We start from the raw sequence: 20,195 nt of genomic DNA, 5'->3' as shown, positions 1-20,195 counted from the left end.
GAGACGAGGCGACATGAGTCGAGAGGACGGCGTCGCGGCCACGTGGCCGAAAGTCGATGCCCGTCGAGTTCAGCGCAGCGTCGTGACACGACCAAGACCGCCTCGAGCTCGCGTGCACCAGGTGCCTGCCCGCTGTGCCCCGGCTCCCCCGGAAGCCGAGTCGCCCTTCGACAACACCCTCGCTCCTTAAGTCCACCTCCGCCAAGGGCCTCAGGGCGTGACAGGAGGACGAGTCTCTCGTGTCCAGCGCCTGTCTGCAGAGGACGTGCCGGACGGGCCGTGACGCGACCTGGACCCCTTTGACGCGTTGGCTACCGATCGTGCCTGCCGATGACATCGTTCGGCCCGTTCCGGTGTCTGTGGCCGGTGCAGGTGCAGGTGCCGGTGCTAGTCGAAGCATCGCACTGCTGCCGAGAGGTCTCTCGAGGCTTGCCAGGCGCCTCCGCGCCTTTGAGCGATGGTCGCGGTCGAGCCTCAGCTGAGATACTGCCGTTCCGGACGATCGACATCTGCAAGGTGCCCGCGGCTGCACGGTCGATGACGACGTCCCAGGCCACTTCGACGACTCCTTCGTCGCTGTGGCCTCGATCGGCCGGATGGCCGACATGCAGATCGACCTCGACCCCGAGCCGCACAGGACACACCGGCCACTCCCCCGCGTGAGGACGTCCGGTGGGCGAAATCCACCCGACGGACCGGCTTCCCGGTCACCGACCCGGTACAGGCAGCGAGGAGGTCATGAATGGAAGGTCGCGTGTCGGCTCTCCGCCAGGCACCCCATGCTGCCCGCCGATGGATCGTCGCCGCAGACTCCCGCAGAGGCCGCCTCGTCACGTGCCACGTCGCAGTCCGAACCCCGGTCCCTTCGCGTCGTCAGTCCGGAGGGTGAATCCACGAACGGCGCCCACTTCGTGGACGCCGTTCAGGTGAAGCAGTAGCTCGATCGATCAGTGGACGAAGTTGCCCCGATAGTACTCGTAGACCCAGCCGACCAGTGCGACTGCGACGAGAGCTCCACCGATGTAGATGATCCACATGCCGACTGCGAGAGCCAGGAAGATCAGGCCGCACGCGAAGGCGAGAATGATCGGCCACCACGACCACGGGCTGAAGTGCCCCAGCTCGGGGTCGCCGTCATCGATGTTGGCGTCCAGACGGTCTTCCGCGAGCTCCCCACCCTGAGCCTTGTGCGACCGGCTCATGTAGAAGGCGAGGAACACGCTGAGCATGCCTGCCAGGGGGATGGCGACCGTACCGGCCCACTCCACCTGACCGGTGTCGATGATGTTCCAGACCGTGTAGACGGCTCCCATCGCGAAGAAGAAGATCGCGAGGATCCAGAAAAGAGTTGCGTTGGTCTTCATCGGGGCCTACTTCACCTTGTCGCTGGCTGCATCGTACGTCGGAGCGTCAGGGGCGTCCTTCACCGGGCCGATGCCGACGGGCAGGCCGGCCTCGGGGTGGTTCAGGTCGAACGCCGGGGACTCCGAGCGGATGCGGGGGATGGAGGTGAAGTTGTGGCGAGGGGGCGGGCACGACGTCGCCCACTCCAGCGATCGCGAGTAACCCCAGGGGTCGTTCACCTCGACCTTGGGAGCGCGACGCGCCGTGATGTACACGTTGTAGAGGAACGGCAGGATCGAGACGCCGAGCAGCATGGCACCGATGGTCGACAGCTGGTTCATCCAGGTGAAGTGGTCTTCGGGCTGGTACGTCGCGTAACGACGGGGCATGCCCATCACACCCAGCCAGTGCTGGATGAGGAACGTCGTGTGGAAGCCGACGAAGAGCATCCAGAAGTGGATCTTGCCGAGACGCTCGTTCAGCATCTTGCCGGTCATCTTCGGCCACCAGAAGTAGAACCCGGAGAACATGGCGAAGACGACCGTCCCGAAGACGACGTAGTGGAAGTGCGCCACGACGAAGTAGGTGTCCGACACGTGGAAGTCGAGGGGCGGCGACGCCAGGATGACGCCGGTCAGACCACCGAACGTGAAGGTGATGAGGAACCCGATGGCCCACAGCATGGGCGTCTCGAACGTGACCGAACCGCGCCACATCGTGCCGATCCAGTTGAAGATCTTCACGCCGGTCGGGACCGCGATGAGCATGGTCATCAGCGAGAAGAAGGGCAGCAGTACCGAGCCGGTCACGTACATGTGGTGAGCCCACACGGTGACGGAGAGAGCCGCGATCGAGATCGTCGCGTAGACGAGCGTCTTGTAGCCGAAGATCGGCTTGCGACTGAAGACCGGGAGCACCTCGCTGATGATGCCGAAGAACGGCAGGGCGATGATGTAGACCTCGGGGTGCCCGAAGAACCAGAACAGGTGCTGCCAGAGGATGGCTCCACCGTTGGCCGGGTTGAACACCTGAGCGTCGAACACGCGGTCGAAGCCGAGGCCGAACAGGGCCGCAGCCAGCACGGGGAACGCCATGATCACGAGGATCGCCGTGATGAGCGTGTTCCAGGTGAAGATCGGCATGCGCCACATGGTCATGCCGGGCGCGCGCATCGTGACGATGGTCGTGATGAAGTTGACGGCGCCGAGGATCGTGCTGAAACCGGTCATACCGAGACCGAACACCCAGAGATTTCCACCCAACCCTGGTGAGAACGTCGTATCCGACAACGGCGCGTAGGCGAACCAGCCGAACGACGCAGCGCCCTGGGGGGTGAGGAACCCGGCGACGGCGATGATGGAGCCGAAGAGGTACAGCCAGAAGGCGAAGCCGTTCAGTCGGGGGAACGCGACGTCGGGAGCACCGATCTGCAACGGCATCAGCACGTTGGCGAAGCCCGAGAACAGGGGCGTCGCGAACATGAGCAGCATGATCGTGCCGTGCATGGTGAACAGCTGGTTGTACTGCTCTTTGGTCTGGATGACGTCGAGACCCGGGGCGAAGAGCTGCGCCCGGATGATCAGCGCCATGACTCCGCCGAGGCAGAAGAACAGGAAGGACGCGATCAGGTACATGTACCCGATGGTCTTGTGGTCGGTCGACGTGATCCACGTCACGACGACATTGCCCTTGCGTCCGACCTTCGAGGCACCGAAGTTCGGGCCGGAGGAGGATGTTCCGCCGGTGGGGCGGGTGGCGGTGGCTGAGCTCATCGACCGTGCCTTACTTCTCGGAGTCTTCGGTGCCGGCGGCCACAGGGGCCTCGTTGTCCGGCTGGTTGGTGTTGGTGTTGTACTCGTCGCCGAGCAGACCCGTGTTGCCGTCGTCCGCGAGCGTCTGCAGGTAGGCGTCGTACTCGGACTGGCTGACGACCTTGACGTTGAACAGCATCAGGGAGTGGTACTCGCCGCAGAGCTCGGCGCACTTTCCGGTGAAGGTGCCCTCTTTCTCGGGGGTGAAGTACATGTAGTTGGTCTTGCCGGGGATCGTGTCCTTCTTGTAGAGGAAGTCGACGACCCAGAAGGAGTGTGCGACGTCGCGCGACTTGAGCTCGATCTCGACGGACTTGCCGACGGGCAGGTAGAGCACGGGTAGCTGGTCTTCGTCGACCGTTCCGTCCGCCTCCTCCTGCGCCTGGATGCCCTGGTAATAGGTGCTCTCGTCTTCGTTCTGCTGATCGATGTAGTTGAAGTCCCAGGCCCAGCGCTTGGCGTAGACGTCGATCTTGACGTCGGGGCTCGCGGTCGGCGCCTCGATGGCGGCCTGGTCGCGAGCGGTGAAGGCGAAGAAGCCGAGCACCAGGATGAGCGGGACGACCGTGTAGAAGATCTCGACCGGGAGGTTGTACCGCAGCTGCACCGGGAGGCCGGTCTGGCCCTTGCGACGGCGGTAGGCGATCGACGCCCAGATGACCAGACCCCACACGATGAACCCGACGATGAGGAGGACGATCCACGACGTGACCCAGAGGCCGATGATGCTGTCGACGTGGTTCGTGGTGCCCGGCTCGGTCGGCAGCCAACCCTGCAGCTGGTCTTGCGTGCAGCCTGCGAGGACGAGGGCCATGACGGCTGCCACGGGAATGGCGGCCCAACGATTACGGCGGTGAGAACGCACTGTTACCTCTCGGATGACGCGACTTCGGGGGGTGCTCCCAGTCTGGACGGGGACTTCCCTAGCCTACTCGCAGGTTGCCCCGACCTCAGTACACAGCACGCCGCAATGTTCGACGCCGAACCATTAACCGCCTGTCGGGGACCACCCCGGAGGGCGGCCCCCGACGAGGAGCGGTGACGGGTCGACCGTCAGTGGAAGCTGTCGCCGCAGGCGCAGCTCCCCTGGGCGTTCGGGTTGTCGATCGTGAAGCCCTGCTTCTGGATGGTGTCCTCGAAGTCGATGGCGGCGCCGTCGAGGTACGGCACGCTCATCTTGTCGACGACGACCTCGACACCGTCGTAGTCGACGGTCGCGTCGTTCTCGAGCAGGCGCTCGTCGAAGTAGAGCTGGTAGATCAGACCGGAGCAGCCACCGGGCTGGACGGCGACACGGAGACGGAGGTCGTCCCGCCCCTCCTGCATGAGGAGGCTCTTGACCTTTCCGGCTGCGGTATCGGTGAGCTTGACGCCGTGGGCGGGCGTCTCGGTCGAAACGGCCGTCTCGACGACGGGGGTCGCGGTGTCGGTCATGGAGCCTCCTTCAAGCGGGTGCGAGTGCTCTGCACTCCTCGTCGACCAGTGTAAGCAGCGGACCCGGGGATTTGTTCCCCGGCTCGATGATCCGGTCAGCGGATCCCGGCGTCGAGTCGCGCGATGAGGATGGCCTCCGTGAGGATGGCCTTCTGGAGCACCCCGAGGTGCTGCGACTCGTTGGGGCTGTGCGCCCGCGTGTCGGGGTCTTCGACGCCGGTCACCAGGATCTCCGCGTGCGGGAAGGTCTTCACGAGGTCGGCGATGAAGGGGATCGAGCCTCCGATGCCGGTCTGGACCGGCGCCTCCCCCCAGCCCTCGGTCATCGCCACGGTCACGTCGGCGATCGCCGGCCCGCTCGTGTCGACGAGGAACGGGTCCCCCGTGTCGACGTCGTCGATCGAGACGTGCGCACCGAACGGCGGGTCCGTCAGCAGGTGCTCGCGCAGCGCCTCGTAGGCCTCCGCCGCGGGCTGCCCCGGGGCGACGCGCGCGCTGATGCGGACGGACACCTCGGGCGAGAGCGTGTTGGAGGCGTTCGCGACGGTCGGAGCATCGATCCCCGTGACGGTGATCGACGGCTGCGACCACACCCGGCTCAGGAGGGGGCCGTGTCCGATCGTCCGAACCCCATCGAGCAGCCCGGACTCCTCCCGGAGGGTCTCCTCCGACTGCTCGGGGTGCTGCGCGTCGCGGCTGCGGAGACCGGCGACGGCCACACCGCCGTCGTCGTCGTGGAGCGAGGCCAGGAGGCGCACCATCGCCATCATGGCGTCCGGGACGACGCCGCCGAGCATCCCCGAATGCGAGGCGTGGGCGAGGGTGCGGACCGTGAGTCGGAACGTCACATTGCCCCGCAGCCCGACGGTGATGGCCGGGACGGTGGTGCTCCAGTTGTCGGAGTCGGCCACCACGATCACGTCGGCGGCCAGCTGGTCGCGGTGCTGCGCGAGGAAGTCCGCGAACGACCTCGAGCCGAACTCCTCCTCGCCCTCGATGAACAGGGCCACGCCCACGCCGAGGTCGTCGCCGACGACCTCGCGGACGGCACGGAGGGCGGCGACGTGGGTCATGACGCCGGCCTTGTCGTCGGACGCACCGCGACCGTAGAGGCGGTCGCCCTTCAGCGTGGGCTCGAAGGGCGGAGTGCCCCAGTGCGCGTCGTCCCCCTGGGGTTGGACGTCGTGGTGCGCGTACAGCAGGACGGTCTTCTTGCCGTCGCGCGCCTCCCGACGGGCCAGGACGGCAGGCTGACCGGTCGCGCCGGTGTCGCCGATGGGAGCCCGGCTGACCGTCACCTCGTCGAAGAGGCCCGTCTCGCGGACGAGACGGGCCACGGCCTCGGCGCTCTCCGCGACGTGGGCGGGGTCGAAGGCGTCCCACGAGACGGAGGGGATGCGCACGAGCGAGGAGAGATCGGCGATCGTCGACGGGAGCCCGGCGTGCACGGCCTCCGCGAGTTCGCTGACAGTACGAGGGTCGGTCGGTCGGACGGGGTGCTGCGAGTCGGTCATGCAGGTAATCTTAGGAACTCGTTCAACCCCGAGGAATATCCGTGGCCAAGGCAGAAGACAAGACCGACTCGTCGACGCAGGTCGTCGACCCCGAATCGACGCCGATCGGCAAGGGTCGCCCGACGCCGACCAGGCGCGAGCGCGAGGAGGCGAACCGACGCCCTCTGGTCGCCACCGGCAAGGAGGCGCAGAAGGCCCAGCGGGCCCGCCTCGCCGAGGTCCGCGAGCGGCAGCGCGTGGGCATGGCGAACGGTGAGGAGAAGTTCCTCCCCGAACGCGACAAGGGCCCGCAGCGCAAGTTCATCCGCGACTACGTCGACGCGCGCTACAGCGTCGGCGAGGCGATGATCCCCATCATGGTGCTCGTCATCGTCATGAGCATCATCCAGGTGGCCGCCATCCAGATGATCACCCTCTTCGTCCTCTGGGGCTTCTTCATCGTCGCCGTGATCGACTGCCTCGTGGTGGGTCGCCTTGTCACGTCGAAGCTCACCGAGAAGTACGGTGCCGGCAACGTCCAGCGGGGCAACAAGTGGTACGCCGCCATGCGGGCCATGCAGATGAAGCCCATGCGCATGCCGAAGCCGCAGATCAAGCGCGGTCAGTACCCGACCGTCTGACTCCTCTCCGACTCCACGACGCCGCCCCTCCTCTCGATGAGAATCAAGAGGAGGGGCGGTGTCGTCGTGCGGGGCAGTGACGGCCGATCAGGCGACCGACGGTCCGATCACGCCCACGTCAACGACGGGAGCGGAGCCTGCGGAGGCCCCGGTTGATCTGACGGGCCCAGAGTGGACCCCGGTAGAGGAACGCGGTGTACCCCTGGACCAGGGTCGCGCCGGCGCGCAGCCGTTCGTCGACGTCGGCGGCGGAGGTGACTCCCCCGACGGAGATGATGCAGGTGCCCTCGGGTACGGCGTCGACCAGCAGCCGCAGCACCTCGAGCGAGCGAGCCGCCAGGGGCGCACCGGAGAGGCCTCCGGCACCGGCCGCTTCGACCACGCTCGAGTCGGTCGCGAGCCCCTCGCGCGACAGCGTCGTGTTCGTGGCGATCACTCCCGCCAGCCCCAGGTCGCCGACGAGTCGGCCGATCGTGCGGATGCCCTCGTCGTCGAGGTCGGGCGCGATCTTGACGAGGACGGGAGTCGACCCGGCTGCCTCGGCGACCGCCCTCAGCAGAGGGCCGAGTCGATCGAGCTCTCTGGAGCCCCCGGAGCCCGGGCGTGTTGGGCGAGCTGACGTTGACCGCCAGGTAGTCCGCCAACGGCGCGAGGAGCCTCGTGCTGACCAGGTAGTCGTCGACCGCGTCATCCACGTCGACGACACGGCTCTTGCCGATGTTCACCCCGACGACCGGACGACGGGAGGCGCTCCGTGCCTTCGCGAGCTCCGTCGCGGCCTGCTGCGCGCCTCCGTTGTTGAACCCCATGCGGTTGACGACCGCCAGGTCGGGGACGAGCCGGAAGAGCCGAGGTCGGTCGTTGCCGGGTTGCGGCCGGGCCGTGATGGTGCCGACCTCGACGTGGCCGAAGCCGAGCGCTCCGAGCCCGGCGATGCCCCGAGCGTCCTTGTCGAAGCCCGCCGCCACGCCGAACGGGGAGTCGAAGCGGAGGCCCAGCGCCGAGACGGCCAGCGACGGGTGCGGCGCGGTGAACCGCCTCGCGAGCGGCGCGAGTCCGAGCCTGGGGACGGCGCGGATGACCCGGAACGCCAGGTGGTGCGCGTCTTCGGGGTCGAGCTTCGACAGGACGAGATCGAACAGGAGCCGGTACGGGGTCGTCATTCGTCGACCGATCGGGTCGTGCGGGGCCGCCCGGCGTGCTCTTCGCGCAGCGTCGCGATCGAGGCCTCGAAGTCGTCGAGCGAGTCGAACGCCTGGTAGACGCTGGCGAACCGCAGGTAGGCCACCTCGTCGAGCTCTCGCAGCGGGGGCAGGATCGCCAGGCCGATGTCGTTGGCCTCGATCTGCGACGTGCCGCTGGCGCGGACGGCCTCCTCGACCCGCTGGGCCAGGACGGCCAGATCACCGTCGGTCACGGGTCGACCCTGGCAGGCCTTCCGGACACCGGAGATGATCTTCTCGCGACTGAACGGCTCGAGCACCCCGTTGCGCTTGACGACGTTGAGGCTGGCCGTCTCGGTGGTGCTGAAACGCCGACTGCAGTGCGGGCACTGGCGGCGTCGCCGGATGGACGTGCCGTCGTCGCTGGTGCGCGAGTCGACGACGCGGGAATCGGGATGACGGCAGAAGGGACAGAACATGGTGCTCTCAGCGTACTGGGAGCACAGCCGCCCCCTCGTCGAGGGGAGGAGCCGGAGGCGCGGGTCAGGGACGTCGGATGCGTGCCGCCACGGCCTCGCCGTGCGCGGGCAGCAGCTCGGCGCGCGACAGGGCGACGAGGCGGTCGGCGACGACGGCCAGGGCCGACTCGTCGTAGCGGACTATCTGCTGCGGACGCAGGAACGTGTAGGCGCCGAGACCTGACGAGAAGCGCGCCTGGCCCCCGGTCGGGAGGACGTGGTTCGAGCCCGCGAGGTAGTCGCCGAGACTGACCGGCGTGCTGCTCCCGACGAAGACGGCGCCGGCGCTCGTGATCGAACGCAGCACGGACTCGTCGTCGCTGGTCTGGATCTCGAGGTGCTCCGGGCCGTAGGCGTTGCTGAAGGCGACGGCGGCCGTCATGTCGTCGACGATGACGAGTGCGGACTGCCGCCCGGCGAGGGCCACCCGGACCCTCTCGGCGCTCATCGTCAGGGGCACCAGACGCTCGAGCTCGCGTCGTACCTCGTCGACGAGCTCCGCGGAGTCGGTGACGAGGACGGCGGCGGCCTCCTCGTCGTGCTCGGCCTGGCTGATGAGGTCGACGGCGACGAGCACCGGGTCGGCCGAGCCGTCGGCGATGACGAGGATCTCGGTGGCGCCGGCGACGGCGTCGATCCCGACGTGGCCGCGGACGATCTGCTTCGCCGCCGCGACGAAGTTGTTGCCCGGCCCGGTGATGACCTGGACCGGCTCGAGGCCGATCTCGGGAACGCCGTAGGCCAACGCGCCGATCGACCCCGCCCCGCCCATGGCGTAGACCTCGTCGACGCCGAGCAGCCCTGCGGCGCCGAGGATGACCGGGTGGACCCCGCCGCCGAACTCGCGCTGGGCGGGACTCACGACGGCGATCGACTCGACGCCCGCCACCTGGGCCGGCACGACGTTCATGACGACGCTCGAGGGGTAGACGGCCTTGCCGCCGGGCACGTACACGCCGGCGCGGGTCACGGGCTGCCAACGCTGCTCGATGACGGCGCCGTCGGCGGGCCGGGTCACCGTGCCCGCCGGGATCTGCGCCCGACTGCCCTCGGTGACGCGGGCGATGGACTCCTCGAGAGCCTCGCGCACGAGCGGATCGAGCGCTGCGACGGCGTCGGCGATCTCGTCGGCCGGCACCCGGAAGGTCTCGGTGCGGACGCCGTCGAACCGTTCGGCCTGATCACGGAGCGCGTCGGCGCCTCGTTCTCGGACGTCGGCGACGAGGCGCGCCGCGGCCTCCGAAGCGGTGCTGACGTCCGCCCGCGCGCGGGGCACGAGGTCGAGGAGGTCGGCGTGGGTAGGGTGTGTTCCGCGGAGGTCTGTGGTCTGGATCATGACCGCCCCAGCCTAGTCGTGGTGCCGCGCCGAGGCCCTGAGGGCACCGCCCGATACGACGCATGGAGCCGAGGAGGCGCACCCCTGTCATGACGGAGCCCCAGCACGCGGACCCCCGCCCCGCCGAATCGCCGGGCGAGGACGTCGTCGCCTTCCGCGAGGCCTTCCGCCGCCACGCCGCCGGGGTGGCCATCGTGACGACCCGTGCATCCGACGGGAGCCCGGTCGGCTTCACCGCCACCTCCCTGGCCTCCTTGGCCGCCGATCCCCCGTTGGCGACCTTCAACATGGCCCGCACGGCCAGCTCCTGGCGTGCGGTGTCCGAGGTCGACGACGTGATCGTGCATCTGCTCGGCGCGCGGAACGAGCAGGCTGCGCGGCGCATGGCGGGGCCGGCGGCGATGCGCTTCGCCGACGACGACGACTGGCTCGTGGGCCCCCGTGGACTTCCCCTGATGCGGGGCGTCACGGCCTGGTTCAGCGGTCGCATCGTCGAGCGGCTCCCCGTCGAGGGCAACGCCGTCGTCGTGGTGCGTGTCGAAGGCGGCGGAACGGGCCTCGACGACGACGCCCTGCTCTACCACGACCGCCGTTACCTCACGCCCGGTCGGCCGGCCGACCAGTAGGACCGGGCCGGTCGACCAACCGACCAGCCGACCAGCCCGGATCAGACCAGGCAGCCCGGGCCGAGCAGGCTCTTCAGCTCGCCGAACAGGTCGGCCGTGATGTCGACCGGCATGGGGATCTCGAAGGTTCGCGCGTTGTCGCCCTTGAGCAGACGGAGGCGCACCTCCGTGCCCCCGGAGTGGCGCCCGAGCACGGCGGCCAGCTCCGTGACCGTGTCGGTGGTCGCACGGTACTCGGGCATCTGCAGCACGAGGGGCCCGTGGTTGACACCCGCGCCCAGATCGGGGCTGAACATGCTGACCGCGTGGAGGTTCATACCGTCGTCGCGGAGGCTGACCCGGCCCTTGAGGACGATGATGGAGTCGCCGACCAGCGTCGGGCCGAACTCCTGATAGGTCTTGCCCAGGAACATCGCGGTGATCTCGCCACCGAAGTCCTCGACGGTGATGATTCCGTAAGGGTTGCCGCTGTTGCGCGCGACCCGGTGCTGAACGCTCGTGATCAGCCCCGCGATGGTGACGGTCTCACCGTCCATCGAGGCGTCGCTCGCCAGCAGATCGGTGACCGTGGTCTGGGCGTGCTTCGCCAAGGGCAGCTCGAGCCCGGCCAACGGGTGGTCCGACACGTAGAGACCCAGCATGTCGCGCTCGAAGGCGAGCTTGTCGCGCTTCGACCACTCCGGTCGCTCGGGCACCTGCTGCACGTCGGCCGGCTCGTCCCACAGGCTGTCGAAGTCGAAGCCGACCTGGCCGTTCGCCTCGGCGCGCTTCTCGCTGACCGCCGCCTCGACCGCCGACTCGTGGACCTCGACCAGCGCCCGTCGAGTCGAGCCCAGGGTGTCGAAGGCTCCGGCCTTGACCAGCGACTCGACCGTGCGCTTGTTGGTGACCGGCAGCGGCACCTTGCGCAGGAAGTCGTGGAACGTCGTGAACGCGCCCTCCTTCTGGCGGGCCGCGATGATGTGGTCGACGACGTTGAACCCCACGTTGCGCACGGCGCCCATGCCGAAGCGGATGTCGTCGCCGACGGCGGCGAAGAACCCGATCGACTCGTTGACGTCCGGTGGCAGCACCTTGATGCCCATCCGTCGGCACTCGTTCAGATAGAGACCGAGCTTGTCGCGCGAGTCGCCGACGCTCGTCAGCAGCGCGGCCATGTACTCGGCGGGGTAGTGCGCCTTCAGATAGGCCGTCCAGTACGAGACGACGCCGTAGGCCGCCGAGTGCGCCTTGTTGAACGCGTAGTCGGAGAACGGCAGCAGGATGTCCCAGATCTTCTGCACGGCCTCCGGCGAGTAGCCGTTGTCGGCCATGCCCTGCGAGAAGCCCGCGAACTGCTTGTCCAGTTCGGACTTCTTCTTCTTGCCCATGGCACGACGGAGGATGTCGGCCTGACCGAGCGAGAAGCCGGCGAGCTTCTGCGCGACGCTCATCACCTGCTCCTGGTAGATGATCAGACCGTAGGTGCCGCCGAGGACCTCGGACAGGGGCTCTTCGAGCTCGGGGTGGATGGCCGTGATCTCTTGCAGCCCGTTCTTGCGGAGGGCGTAGTTCGTGTGCGAGTTCGCACCCATGGGTCCCGGTCGGTACAACGCGATGACGGCCGAGATGTCCTCGAAGTTGTCGGGCTTCATCAGACGGAGCAGACCGCGCATCGGCCCGCCGTCGAGCTGGAAGACGCCCAGGGTGTCGCCTGAGGCCAGGAGCTCGTACGCGCCGGCGTCATCCAGCTCGAGGTCTTCGAGCACCAGGTCGAAGTCGCGGTTCGTCTTGATGTTGTCGAGGGCGTCGTTGATGATCGTGAGGTTCCGCAAGCCCAGGAAGTCCATCTTGATCAGACCGAGCGACTCGCAGGCGGGGTAGTCGAACTGCGTGACGATCTGGCCGTCCTGCTCGCGCTTCATGATGGGGATGATGTCGAGCAGCGGATCGCTCGACATGATGACACCGGCGGCGTGGACGCCCCACTGCCGCTTCAGGCCCTCGAGTCCGAGGGCCGTGTCGAAGACCGTTCGCGCCTCCGGATCGGACTCGACGACCGCGCGGATGTCACCCGCCTCCTTGTACCGGTCGTGCTGCTTGTCGAAGATGCCGGTGAGCGGGATGTCCTTGCCCATGATGGCCGGGGGCATGGCCTTGGTGAGCTTCTCGCCCATCCCGAACGGGAAGCCCAGCACCCGCGAGCTGTCTTTGAGCGCCTGCTTGGCCTTGATGGTGCCGTACGTGACGATCTGCGCCACCCGCTCGTCGCCGTACTTCTCGGTGACGTACTGGATGACCTCGCCCCGGCGACGGTCGTCGAAGTCGACGTCGAAGTCGGGCATGGAGACGCGGTCGGGGTTGAGGAACCGCTCGAAGATGAGGCCGTGCCGCAGCGGGTCGAGGTCGGTGATGCGCATGGCGTAGGCCGCCATCGAGCCGGCGCCGGAGCCTCGGCCCGGCCCGACGCGGATGCCGTTCTCCTTCGACCAGTTGATGAAGTCGGCGACGACGAGGAAGTACCCGGGGAACCCCATGCCGGCGATGACGCCGATCTCGTACTCCGCCTGCTTGCGGACGTCGTCGGGGATCCCGTTCGGGTAGCGGTAGACGAGGCCCTTCTCGACCTCTTTGATGAACCAGGTCTCTTCCGTCTCACCCTCGGGCACGGGGTAGCGCGGCATGTAGTTCGCCGACGTGTTGAACTGCACGTCGCATCGCTCGGCGATGAGCAGCGTGTTGTCGCAGGCCTCGGGGTGGTCGCGGAACAGGTGACGCATCTGCTGGGCGGTCTTGAGGTAGAACTCGTCGGCGTCGAACTTGAAGCGGTTCGGGTCGTTCAGCGTCGAGCCGGACTGCACGCACAGCAGCGCCGCATGACTCGTCGCATCGTGCTCGTGGGTGTAGTGCAGGTCGTTCGTCGCCACGAGGGGCAGATCGAGGTCTTTCGCCAGTCTGAGCAGATCGCCCATGATCCGTCGCTCGATGCCGAGACCGTGATCCATGATCTCGGCGAAGTAGTTCTCACGCCCGAAGATGTCGCGGAAGTCGGAGGCGGCCTTGACGGCCTCGTCGTACTGACCCAGTCGAAGGCGGGTCTGCACCTCGCCGCTCGGGCAGCCCGTGGTGGCGATCAGCCCCTTGCCGTACTGGGACAGCAGCTCGCGGTCCATGCGGGGCTTGAAGTAGTACCCCTCGAGCGACGCCCTCGACGACAGCCGGAAGAGGTTGTGCATGCCCCCGGTGTTCTCGGCCAGCAGGGTCATGTGCGTGTACGCGCCGGCGCCCGAGACGTCGTCACGACCGCCGTCGCCCCAGCGCACCCGCGTCTTGTCGCTGCGGTGCGTGCCGGGTGTGATGTAGGCCTCGGTGCCGATGATCGGCTTCACGCCGGCGTCGGTCGCGGACTTCCAGAATTCGAAGGCGCCGAACACGTTGCCGTGGTCGGTGACCGCCACGGCGGGCATGCCCTGCGCGGCGGCCTCCGTGACCAGCGGTGTGACCCTCGCGGCACCGTCGAGCATCGAGTACTCGCTGTGGACGTGCAGGTGGACGAATGAGTCGTTGCTCGAGGCCAAGAGGCTCCCCGTCTGATGGTGGATCTGACTGCTGGAGGAACAGCCTAACTCTCACCGAGGACATCGAGCGCGTGTCGAAGATCGGCGGGATGGTCGGACCGGTAGACGACCTGCTCGCCCGTGCCCGGGTGCCGGAATCCGAGACTCACTGCGTGCAGCCACTGCCGGGTCAGCCCGAGCTTGGCGGACAGCGTCGGGTCGGCCCCGTACGTCGTGTCGCCCACGCAGGGATGGCGTTGCGCCGACATGTGCACGCGGATCTGGTGCGTCCGCCCGGTCTCGAGATGGATCTCGAGCAAGGAGGCGGAGGGGAAGGCCTCGACGGTCTCGTAGTGCGTGACGGAGGGCTTCCCGTCGACGACGACGGCGAACTTCCAGTCCGACGACGGGTGACGGCCGATCGGAGCGTCGATCGTCCCGGTCAGAGGATCGGGGTGCCCCTGCACGACTGCGTTGTAGATCTTGTCGACCGTCCGCTCGCGGAAGGCCTGCTTCAGCACGGTGTAGGCGCGCTCCGTCTTGGCGACCACCATCAGACCACTGGTGCCCACGTCGAGTCGGTGGACGATCCCCGCCCGTTCGGCGGCGCCCGACGTCGCGATGGCGAAGCCCGCGGCCGCCAGGCCGCCGAGCACGGTCGGACCCGTCCAGCCGACGGACGGATGGGCGGCGACGCCCACGGGTTTGTCGACCACCACGATCTCGTCGTCGTCGTGGACGATGCCCATGCCGGGCACATCGAGTGCGACGATCGAAGGACCCTCTCTCGGGGTCCACTCGACCTCGAGCCACGAGCCCGCCTCGAGCCGGTCGGACTTGCCGACCGTTCTGGAGTCGACGGTCACACCCCCGGCGCTCACGACCTCGACGGCGAACGTGCGGCTGAAGCCGAGCAGCTTGGCCAGGGCCGCATCGACCCTCTCGCCCGCGAGACCGTCGGGCACGGGCAGCGAACGGTACTCGCTCACGAGCGGTCCACCGGGGCGTCGACAGGAGGCGCGGTGCCGGTCGACGCGGCGTCCTCCGCCTCGCGATCGAGCTCGCGCTGTCTCTTCTTCGAGAGCACACGGGTGCCGTCGAGGTTGACCCCGAGGAGGGTCAGCAGCAGCAGCAGGCCCATGCTCGACACGATGAAGATGTCGGCGACGTTGAAGATGGCCGGCAGGAGATCAGGGAAGTACAGGAAGTCGATCACGTGCCCCATGCCGAACGACGGCTCCCGGAAGAGACGGTCGGTGAGGTTGCCGAGCGTGCCGCCGAGGAGCATGCCCAGCATGACGGCCCAGGCGCCTGAGCGGATGCGACGGGCGAAGACGATGATCGCGACGACGACCGCGGCGGCGGCGAGGGAGAAGATCCAGGTGGAACCGCTGGCGAGCGAGAACGCCGCGCCCGGGTTCTTGACGAAGTGGAGCTGGAAGAAGGCGCCGACGACGTCGATGCTGCTGCCCTCGGTCATCGTCGTGGTCACGAGGTGCTTGGTGAGCTGGTCTGCCGCGTAGACGCAGACAGCGACGAAGGCCAGCGCCGCCAGGAGGCGGACGCTGACCTTCGTCGAGGGGGTGTCGGGTGCCAAGACTTAGTTGGACCCGAAGCCCTGCGCGCTGGCGGGGGCGGCCGGCTGGTTCTCGCCGGTCGACTCTCCGTCGAGCTCGCGCAGCTGACCCTCGATGTAGCTCTTGAGCTTCTGACGGTAGTCGCGCTCGAACGTACGGAGGTCGTCGATGCGACGCTCGAGGCCCGTGCGCTCGGTGGCGAGCTTGTCGAGAGTCTCGCGCTTCTCGGCCTCGGCCGTCTGGACGACGTCGCGGGCTCGGGTCTCGGCGTCGGAGACGAGCTCGCGCTTCTTCGCTTCACCCTCGGCGACGACGCGTGCCGCGGTGGAGTGACCCTCGGCGATCAGCGCGTCGCGCTTCTCGACGCCCTCGCGGACGTGCTCTTCGTGCAGGCGGCGAGCCAGCTGCAGGAGGTTGTTGGTGCTCTCGGTCTCGTCGGCCGACGGGCCGACGTAGGCCGGAGCGGCGGGGGCGACGACAGCGGCCACGGCGGGCTCGGGGGCCGGTGCGGGCTCGGGGGCGGGGACCGAGGCGGGGGTCGGCGCGACAGGTGCTGCGACCGCGGAGACCGGCGCAGGCGCCTGGGCCTCGTCGTCGCGCGACTCGCCCGAGTCGAGACGCTGACGCAGCTCGTCGTTCTCCTGGTTGAGGCGACGAAGTTCTGCGACCACCTCGTCGAGGAAGTCGTCGACCTCGTCTTGGTCGTAGCCCTCGCGGAACTTCGTCGGCTGGAACCGCTTGTTGACTACGTCTTCAGGCGTCAAAGCCATTGCCGTCACCTCGTGAATCTCGTGGATCGATTGATCGTGGTCTCAGTCGATCGTGGTCTGTACCGGTCGCCGTGTGGCGTGACCGACGTATGGGTCGTGCTGTCGCATGGGTCGTGCTGTGGTGCCGCTGGACGCCGGGACGGAGTCTCGGAGCCGGTCGGGGCACCGACGTTCATGTATACCGTAGCGAACATCAGAGATGCGGGTGCGGCGACGCGGCGAGCCGCCGTCAGCGGAGATAGGACGTCACGCTCATGAGGATGATGACGGCGAGCATGATCAGACTCCAGCCGAAGTCCAGGGCGACCGAGCCGAGTCGCACCGGGGGCAGCACCTTCCGCACCGCCCGGATGGGCGGGTCGGTCATGGTGTAAGTCACCTCGGCGAGCACGAGGACCGGGCCGCGAGGTCGCCACCCCCGGCTGAACGACTGAGCCAGATCGAGGACGAAGCGGGCCCACATCATCAGGAAGAAGAGGAGCAGCAGGTAGTAGGCGATCGTGGCGATCAGAGAAACGATCATCGGGGTGTCGTCAGCTCACACCGAGTCGGCGCGGTCGTACCGCGATCAGAGAGGACGGCGTGGCGGCGGCGCCTCGGCCCGTCAGGACTGGGCGAAGAAGGACGCCTCGATGTCGGACTCTACCTCAGCCTGCTCACCACTCACGGCGATGTGCGCGGGCGAGAGCAGGAACACCTTGTTGGTGACGCGCTCGATCTTGCCGTAGAGCCCCTGCGAGAGACCGCTCGCGAAGTCGACGAGGCGGCGGGCGTCTGCCTCGGTCATCTGCGAGAGGTTGATGATGACGGGGATCCCGTCGCGGAAGCTCTCGGCGATGGCCTGGGCGTCCTTGTACTCGCGCGGGTGGACCGTGAGGATCTCGTTCATGTCGTGAGGCACCGTGTTCTTCGTCGTGGTGGTGGTCGAGGCGCGACGCAGGGGCGTCACGGGAGCGCGAGGTGCTGTGGGAGCGGGTGCGGCGGCCACCGGGGCGACCGGAGCCACGGGCGACGTCGCCCCGGCGGAGGTCTGGCGAGCGGGCTGCGTCGGAGCGGCCGCGGCGGGCGTCTGCTCGTCGTACTCGAGTTCTTCGTCGGCGAGGCCCAGGTAGACCATCGTCTTGCGCAGCGGGTTGGCCATGTGTTTCCTCCGGATCGTGGACGTCTCCCCCGACATTAACGAGCAGGCGGTCGCATTCCCGTGATTGCCGTGCCGATTCGTAGGTGTGTCGCGCCTTCCGCGACGGCCTCGGCGAAGTCGCCGGACATCCCCGCCGAGATGTCGCCGGCCTCGGGCGCGATCGAACGCACTCGGTCGGAGATGTCCCGGAGGCGCGCGAAGGCCGGTCGCGCCGGCTCGTCGAGCGGAGCCACGGCCATGACGCCGCGCAGCCGCAGACCGGGCGTCGACACGATGCGTTCGGCCAGAGCCTCGACGTCGGCGGGTGCGACACCGCCGCGACCCGGATCGTCGGTGAGGTTCACCTGAACGAATCCATCGAGGAGGGCGCCGTCGTCGGCGGCCAGCGCGTCGACGACGCTCACCCGATCGAGGGAGTGGACCGCCGCGGCGTACCGACGGGCCTGACGCGCCTTCTTGGACTGCAGCTGCCCGACGAAGTGCCAGCGGAGGCCCTCGAGACCGGAGAGGTCCGCCGCCTTGACCTGCGCCTCCTGGTGGCGGTTCTCACCGACGTCTCGGACCCCGAGGTCGTAGAGCCTCGTGACGAGCTCGGCCGGGTGGAACTTCGTGACGACGATCGTCGTGACCTCGTCGGGCCGACGGCCGGCGGCACGGACGGCATCGCCGACGTCGGCGGCGACCCGGGCGAGGCGGGCCTCGAGGTCACCGCCGACGGCGGGTTCGACCGACACCTCTACTTGAGGAAGTCGGGCACGTCGAGGTCGTCGTCTCCGTCGTCGAAGACGGGGTCGGCGGCCTGGGTGGACGCGGTGTCGTCGGGACGCTTCCAGGACGGCGTGTCGTGCGTCGCACCGCTGTCGGCGATGGCCGAGACACCGGCGACGGACGCCGACGCGGGAGCCTCGGACTCGACGAAGCTCGAGCGGCGCTCCTTCGTCTTGGTGGAGGGCTCTCCGCCGTCGAAGCCCGCGGCGATGACCGTGACCCGCACCTCGTCGCCCAGGGTGTCGTCGATGACGGCACCGAAGATGATGTTGGCCTCGGCGTGCACCGCCTCCTGGACGAGGCGGGCCGCGTCGTTGATCTCGAAGATGCCGAGGTTGGAACCGCCCTGGATGGACAGCAGCACGCCGTGGGCGCCGTCGATGCTCGCTTCGAGCAGCGGGGACGCGACGGCCAGCTCGGCCGCCTTGATCGCCCGGTCGGCACCGCGCGACGAGCCGATGCCCATCAGCGCCGAGCCGGCTCCCTGCATGACCGACTTGACGTCGGCGAAGTCGAGGTTGATGAGACCGGGGGTGGTGATGAGGTCGGTGATGCCCTGGACGCCGGCGAGCAGCACCTGGTCGGCCGTGCCGAACGCCTCGACCATGCTGATGCCGCGTTCGCTGATCTCGAGCAGACGATCGTTGGGGACGACGATGAGGGTGTCGACCTCGTCCTTCAGCGCGGCGACCCCGGCCTCGGCCTGAGCCTGACGACGCTTGCCCTCGAAGCCGAAGGGCTTCGTGACGACGCCGATGGTGAGTGCGCCGATCGACTTCGCGATGCGGGCGACGACCGGGGCGCCGCCCGTGCCGGTGCCTCCGCCCTCACCTGCCGTGACGAAGACCATGTCGGCGCCTGCGAGGGCCTCTTCGATCTCTTCTGCGTGGTCCTCCGCCGCGCGACGACCCACCTCGGGGTCGGCACCCGCACCGAGACCACGGGTCAGCTCGCGTCCGACGTCGAGCTTGACGTCGGCGTCGCTGAGCAGGAGCGCCTGGGCGTCGGTGTTGATCGCGATGAACTCGACTCCGCGGAGCCCGAGTTCGATCATGCGGTTGACGGCGTTGACGCCACCGCCGCCGACACCGACGACCTTGATCACGGCTAGGTAGTTATGGTTCGTTGTCACGTCCGGGCCTCCGCTGAAACCTTAACTCGTAAGTTGAAGGTTAAGGTTGTACATGGTATGCAAGTTATGCAGTCACAAGGTATGTGCCGCGACCGGGACCCGACAACATCGTGGCAGGCGTGTCGCGAACGGCATGGTCAGATGGGTCGGATGATGCCGTTGTCGGGCGCCGAGACGTCGTACTCGACCGAGGCGGAGGCGTCTCTCGAGGCCTGGTCGGCCATCAGACCGGCGAGCACCTCCGCCTTGCGGTCGGAGTGCTCGTCGCTCCCCCAGACGACCCGCTGACCGGTGGTGAGGGTCAACGTCACATCGTCGGCCGTCGACGCCGTCACGCGGTCCACCGTCGATCGGAGGGCGGCCGGCAAGGCCAGCAGCACCTCCGTCGACGCACGGAAGGCCGTGCCGTCGAGCGGGGCGCCGGCGACGTCGACGAGGGGCACGCCCTCTTGACGCGCGTCGAGGCGCTGCACGACGATGCCCGCCGGATCGACGAGCTCGAACTCGTCGCCGTCCGCCACGGTCGCGATGGGCTGACGCTCGGTGATGCGGATCACCAGGGTGTGGGGAGGCGCGGTCTCGGTCACGTAGCTGGCGATCAGCGGGAACGCCTCCAGCTCGCGCGTGATGCGGTCGAAGTCGATGCGGGCCAGGGGCGTACCCAGCTGGTCGTCGACGGCAGCCTGCACCGCGGCCGCGTCGACCCGGTCGGTGCCGTCGACCGTGATGGTCTGCAAGGAGAGGAGGGGCGAGAAGACCGCGACACCGACCGATGCGCCGAGAAGTGCGGCCACGACGGCGACTGACGTCCAGGTCGCCCGACGGTGCCTCGACCGACGGGTGAAGCGGCGGACCTCGAGACGCTCCACGCGCCTCCTCTGCCGGGACGCACGCCGACTCGCCCG

The 20,195-nt window shown here is 68.2% G+C and carries 18 protein-coding genes and 1 pseudogene; 2 read left to right on the top strand and 17 right to left on the bottom strand.

Translation table 11 applies throughout. From position 1 onward, the window contains the following. Window positions 1-947: 947 nt before the first annotated feature. The 5 genes from ACZZY9_RS00900 to ACZZY9_RS00880 all read right to left on the bottom strand — a co-directional run bounded on the left by ACZZY9_RS00900 (window position 948) and on the right by ACZZY9_RS00880 (window position 6,103). Window positions 948-1,364: a cytochrome c oxidase subunit 4 gene (locus tag ACZZY9_RS00900; RefSeq protein ID WP_463462641.1), complete on the bottom strand. Its 417-nt coding sequence runs from the start codon at window positions 1,362-1,364 to the stop codon at window positions 948-950. Window positions 1,365-1,370: 6 nt separating this feature from the next. Continuing rightward, the gene (gene ctaD, locus ACZZY9_RS00895; RefSeq protein ID WP_463462640.1) at window positions 1,371-3,116 is read right to left on the bottom strand and encodes an aa3-type cytochrome oxidase subunit I; all 1,746 of its coding nucleotides are present in this window, start codon (window positions 3,114-3,116) and stop codon (window positions 1,371-1,373) included. A gap of 10 nt (window positions 3,117-3,126) precedes the next feature. Continuing rightward, a complete protein-coding gene (gene ctaC, locus ACZZY9_RS00890) occupies window positions 3,127-4,020 on the bottom strand; it encodes an aa3-type cytochrome oxidase subunit II (RefSeq protein WP_463462639.1) in 894 nt (297 codons plus the stop codon). 188 nt (window positions 4,021-4,208) lie between these two features. Then, a complete protein-coding gene (gene erpA / locus ACZZY9_RS00885) occupies window positions 4,209-4,589 on the bottom strand; it encodes an iron-sulfur cluster insertion protein ErpA (protein ID WP_192060430.1) in 381 nt (126 codons plus the stop codon). A gap of 95 nt (window positions 4,590-4,684) precedes the next feature. Next, window positions 4,685-6,103: a M20/M25/M40 family metallo-hydrolase gene (locus tag ACZZY9_RS00880; protein WP_463462638.1), complete on the bottom strand. Its 1,419-nt coding sequence runs from the start codon at window positions 6,101-6,103 to the stop codon at window positions 4,685-4,687. A 41-nt stretch (window positions 6,104-6,144) separates the two neighbouring features. Here ACZZY9_RS00880 and ACZZY9_RS00875 point away from each other — a divergent pair, with 41 nt between their 5' ends. Continuing rightward, window positions 6,145-6,723 (top strand): DUF3043 domain-containing protein, encoded by a 579-nt coding sequence (locus tag ACZZY9_RS00875; protein ID WP_463462637.1) that lies wholly within the window; start codon window positions 6,145-6,147, stop codon window positions 6,721-6,723. A 118-nt stretch (window positions 6,724-6,841) separates the two neighbouring features. Here ACZZY9_RS00875 and ACZZY9_RS00870 read toward each other — a convergent pair. The 3 genes and pseudogenes from ACZZY9_RS00870 to hisD form a co-directional block, all read right to left on the bottom strand. Continuing rightward, window positions 6,842-7,886: pseudogene (locus ACZZY9_RS00870) on the bottom strand (quinone-dependent dihydroorotate dehydrogenase). Beyond that, window positions 7,883-8,365 (bottom strand): transcriptional regulator NrdR, encoded by a 483-nt coding sequence (gene nrdR, locus ACZZY9_RS00865; RefSeq protein ID WP_192060434.1) that lies wholly within the window; start codon window positions 8,363-8,365, stop codon window positions 7,883-7,885. The pseudogene ACZZY9_RS00870 and the gene nrdR overlap by 4 nt, the downstream one beginning before the upstream one ends. 64 nt (window positions 8,366-8,429) lie before the next feature. Then, window positions 8,430-9,740: a histidinol dehydrogenase gene (hisD, locus tag ACZZY9_RS00860; protein WP_463462636.1), complete on the bottom strand. Its 1,311-nt coding sequence runs from the start codon at window positions 9,738-9,740 to the stop codon at window positions 8,430-8,432. 89 nt (window positions 9,741-9,829) lie between these two features. Between hisD and ACZZY9_RS00855 the strand changes: the two genes are divergently transcribed. Further along, window positions 9,830-10,366 (top strand): flavin reductase family protein, encoded by a 537-nt coding sequence (locus ACZZY9_RS00855; protein WP_463462635.1) that lies wholly within the window; start codon window positions 9,830-9,832, stop codon window positions 10,364-10,366. A gap of 41 nt (window positions 10,367-10,407) precedes the next feature. Here the strand turns inward: ACZZY9_RS00855 and dnaE are convergent, their stop codons facing one another. The 9 genes from dnaE to ACZZY9_RS00810 all read right to left on the bottom strand — a co-directional run bounded on the left by dnaE (window position 10,408) and on the right by ACZZY9_RS00810 (window position 20,159). Further along, window positions 10,408-13,869: a DNA polymerase III subunit alpha gene (dnaE, locus tag ACZZY9_RS00850; protein ID WP_192060601.1), complete on the bottom strand. Its 3,462-nt coding sequence runs from the start codon at window positions 13,867-13,869 to the stop codon at window positions 10,408-10,410. Between the two features lie 98 nt (window positions 13,870-13,967). Further along, the gene (locus ACZZY9_RS00845) at window positions 13,968-14,891 is read right to left on the bottom strand and encodes an RluA family pseudouridine synthase (RefSeq protein ID WP_192060437.1); all 924 of its coding nucleotides are present in this window, start codon (window positions 14,889-14,891) and stop codon (window positions 13,968-13,970) included. After that, window positions 14,888-15,499 carry a signal peptidase II gene (gene lspA / locus ACZZY9_RS00840; RefSeq protein ID WP_463462634.1) on the bottom strand — a complete coding sequence of 204 codons (612 nt, stop codon included), beginning with the start codon at window positions 15,497-15,499 and terminating at the stop codon, window positions 14,888-14,890. The genes ACZZY9_RS00845 and lspA overlap by 4 nt, the downstream gene beginning before the upstream one ends. A gap of 3 nt (window positions 15,500-15,502) precedes the next feature. Then, window positions 15,503-16,249, bottom strand: a complete 747-nt coding sequence (locus tag ACZZY9_RS00835; RefSeq protein WP_463462633.1) for a DivIVA domain-containing protein — start codon at window positions 16,247-16,249, stop codon at window positions 15,503-15,505. Window positions 16,250-16,478: 229 nt separating this feature from the next. Further along, entirely contained in the window at window positions 16,479-16,772 is a 294-nt protein-coding gene (locus ACZZY9_RS00830; protein WP_463462632.1) for a YggT family protein, read from the bottom strand. Between the two features lie 81 nt (window positions 16,773-16,853). Then, on the bottom strand, window positions 16,854-17,390 hold the full coding sequence (locus ACZZY9_RS00825; protein ID WP_463462631.1) for a cell division protein SepF: 537 nt from the start codon (window positions 17,388-17,390) through the stop codon (window positions 16,854-16,856). 35 nt (window positions 17,391-17,425) lie between these two features. After that, complete coding sequence (locus tag ACZZY9_RS00820; protein ID WP_463462630.1) at window positions 17,426-18,124, bottom strand: YggS family pyridoxal phosphate-dependent enzyme; 699 nt, start codon at window positions 18,122-18,124, stop codon at window positions 17,426-17,428. 2 nt (window positions 18,125-18,126) lie between these two features. Continuing rightward, window positions 18,127-19,290, bottom strand: a complete 1,164-nt coding sequence (gene ftsZ / locus ACZZY9_RS00815) for a cell division protein FtsZ (protein ID WP_192060442.1) — start codon at window positions 19,288-19,290, stop codon at window positions 18,127-18,129. A gap of 137 nt (window positions 19,291-19,427) precedes the next feature. Then, window positions 19,428-20,159, bottom strand: coding sequence for a cell division protein FtsQ/DivIB (locus tag ACZZY9_RS00810; protein ID WP_463462629.1), 732 nt, complete (start codon window positions 20,157-20,159; stop codon window positions 19,428-19,430). Window positions 20,160-20,195: the final 36 nt, after the last annotated feature.

It is taken from the genome of Frigoribacterium sp. AC394 (assembly GCF_979258095.1).
Note: the sequence above shows the minus strand (reverse complement) of the source record. Positions and strands in the feature narration are given on the sequence as shown.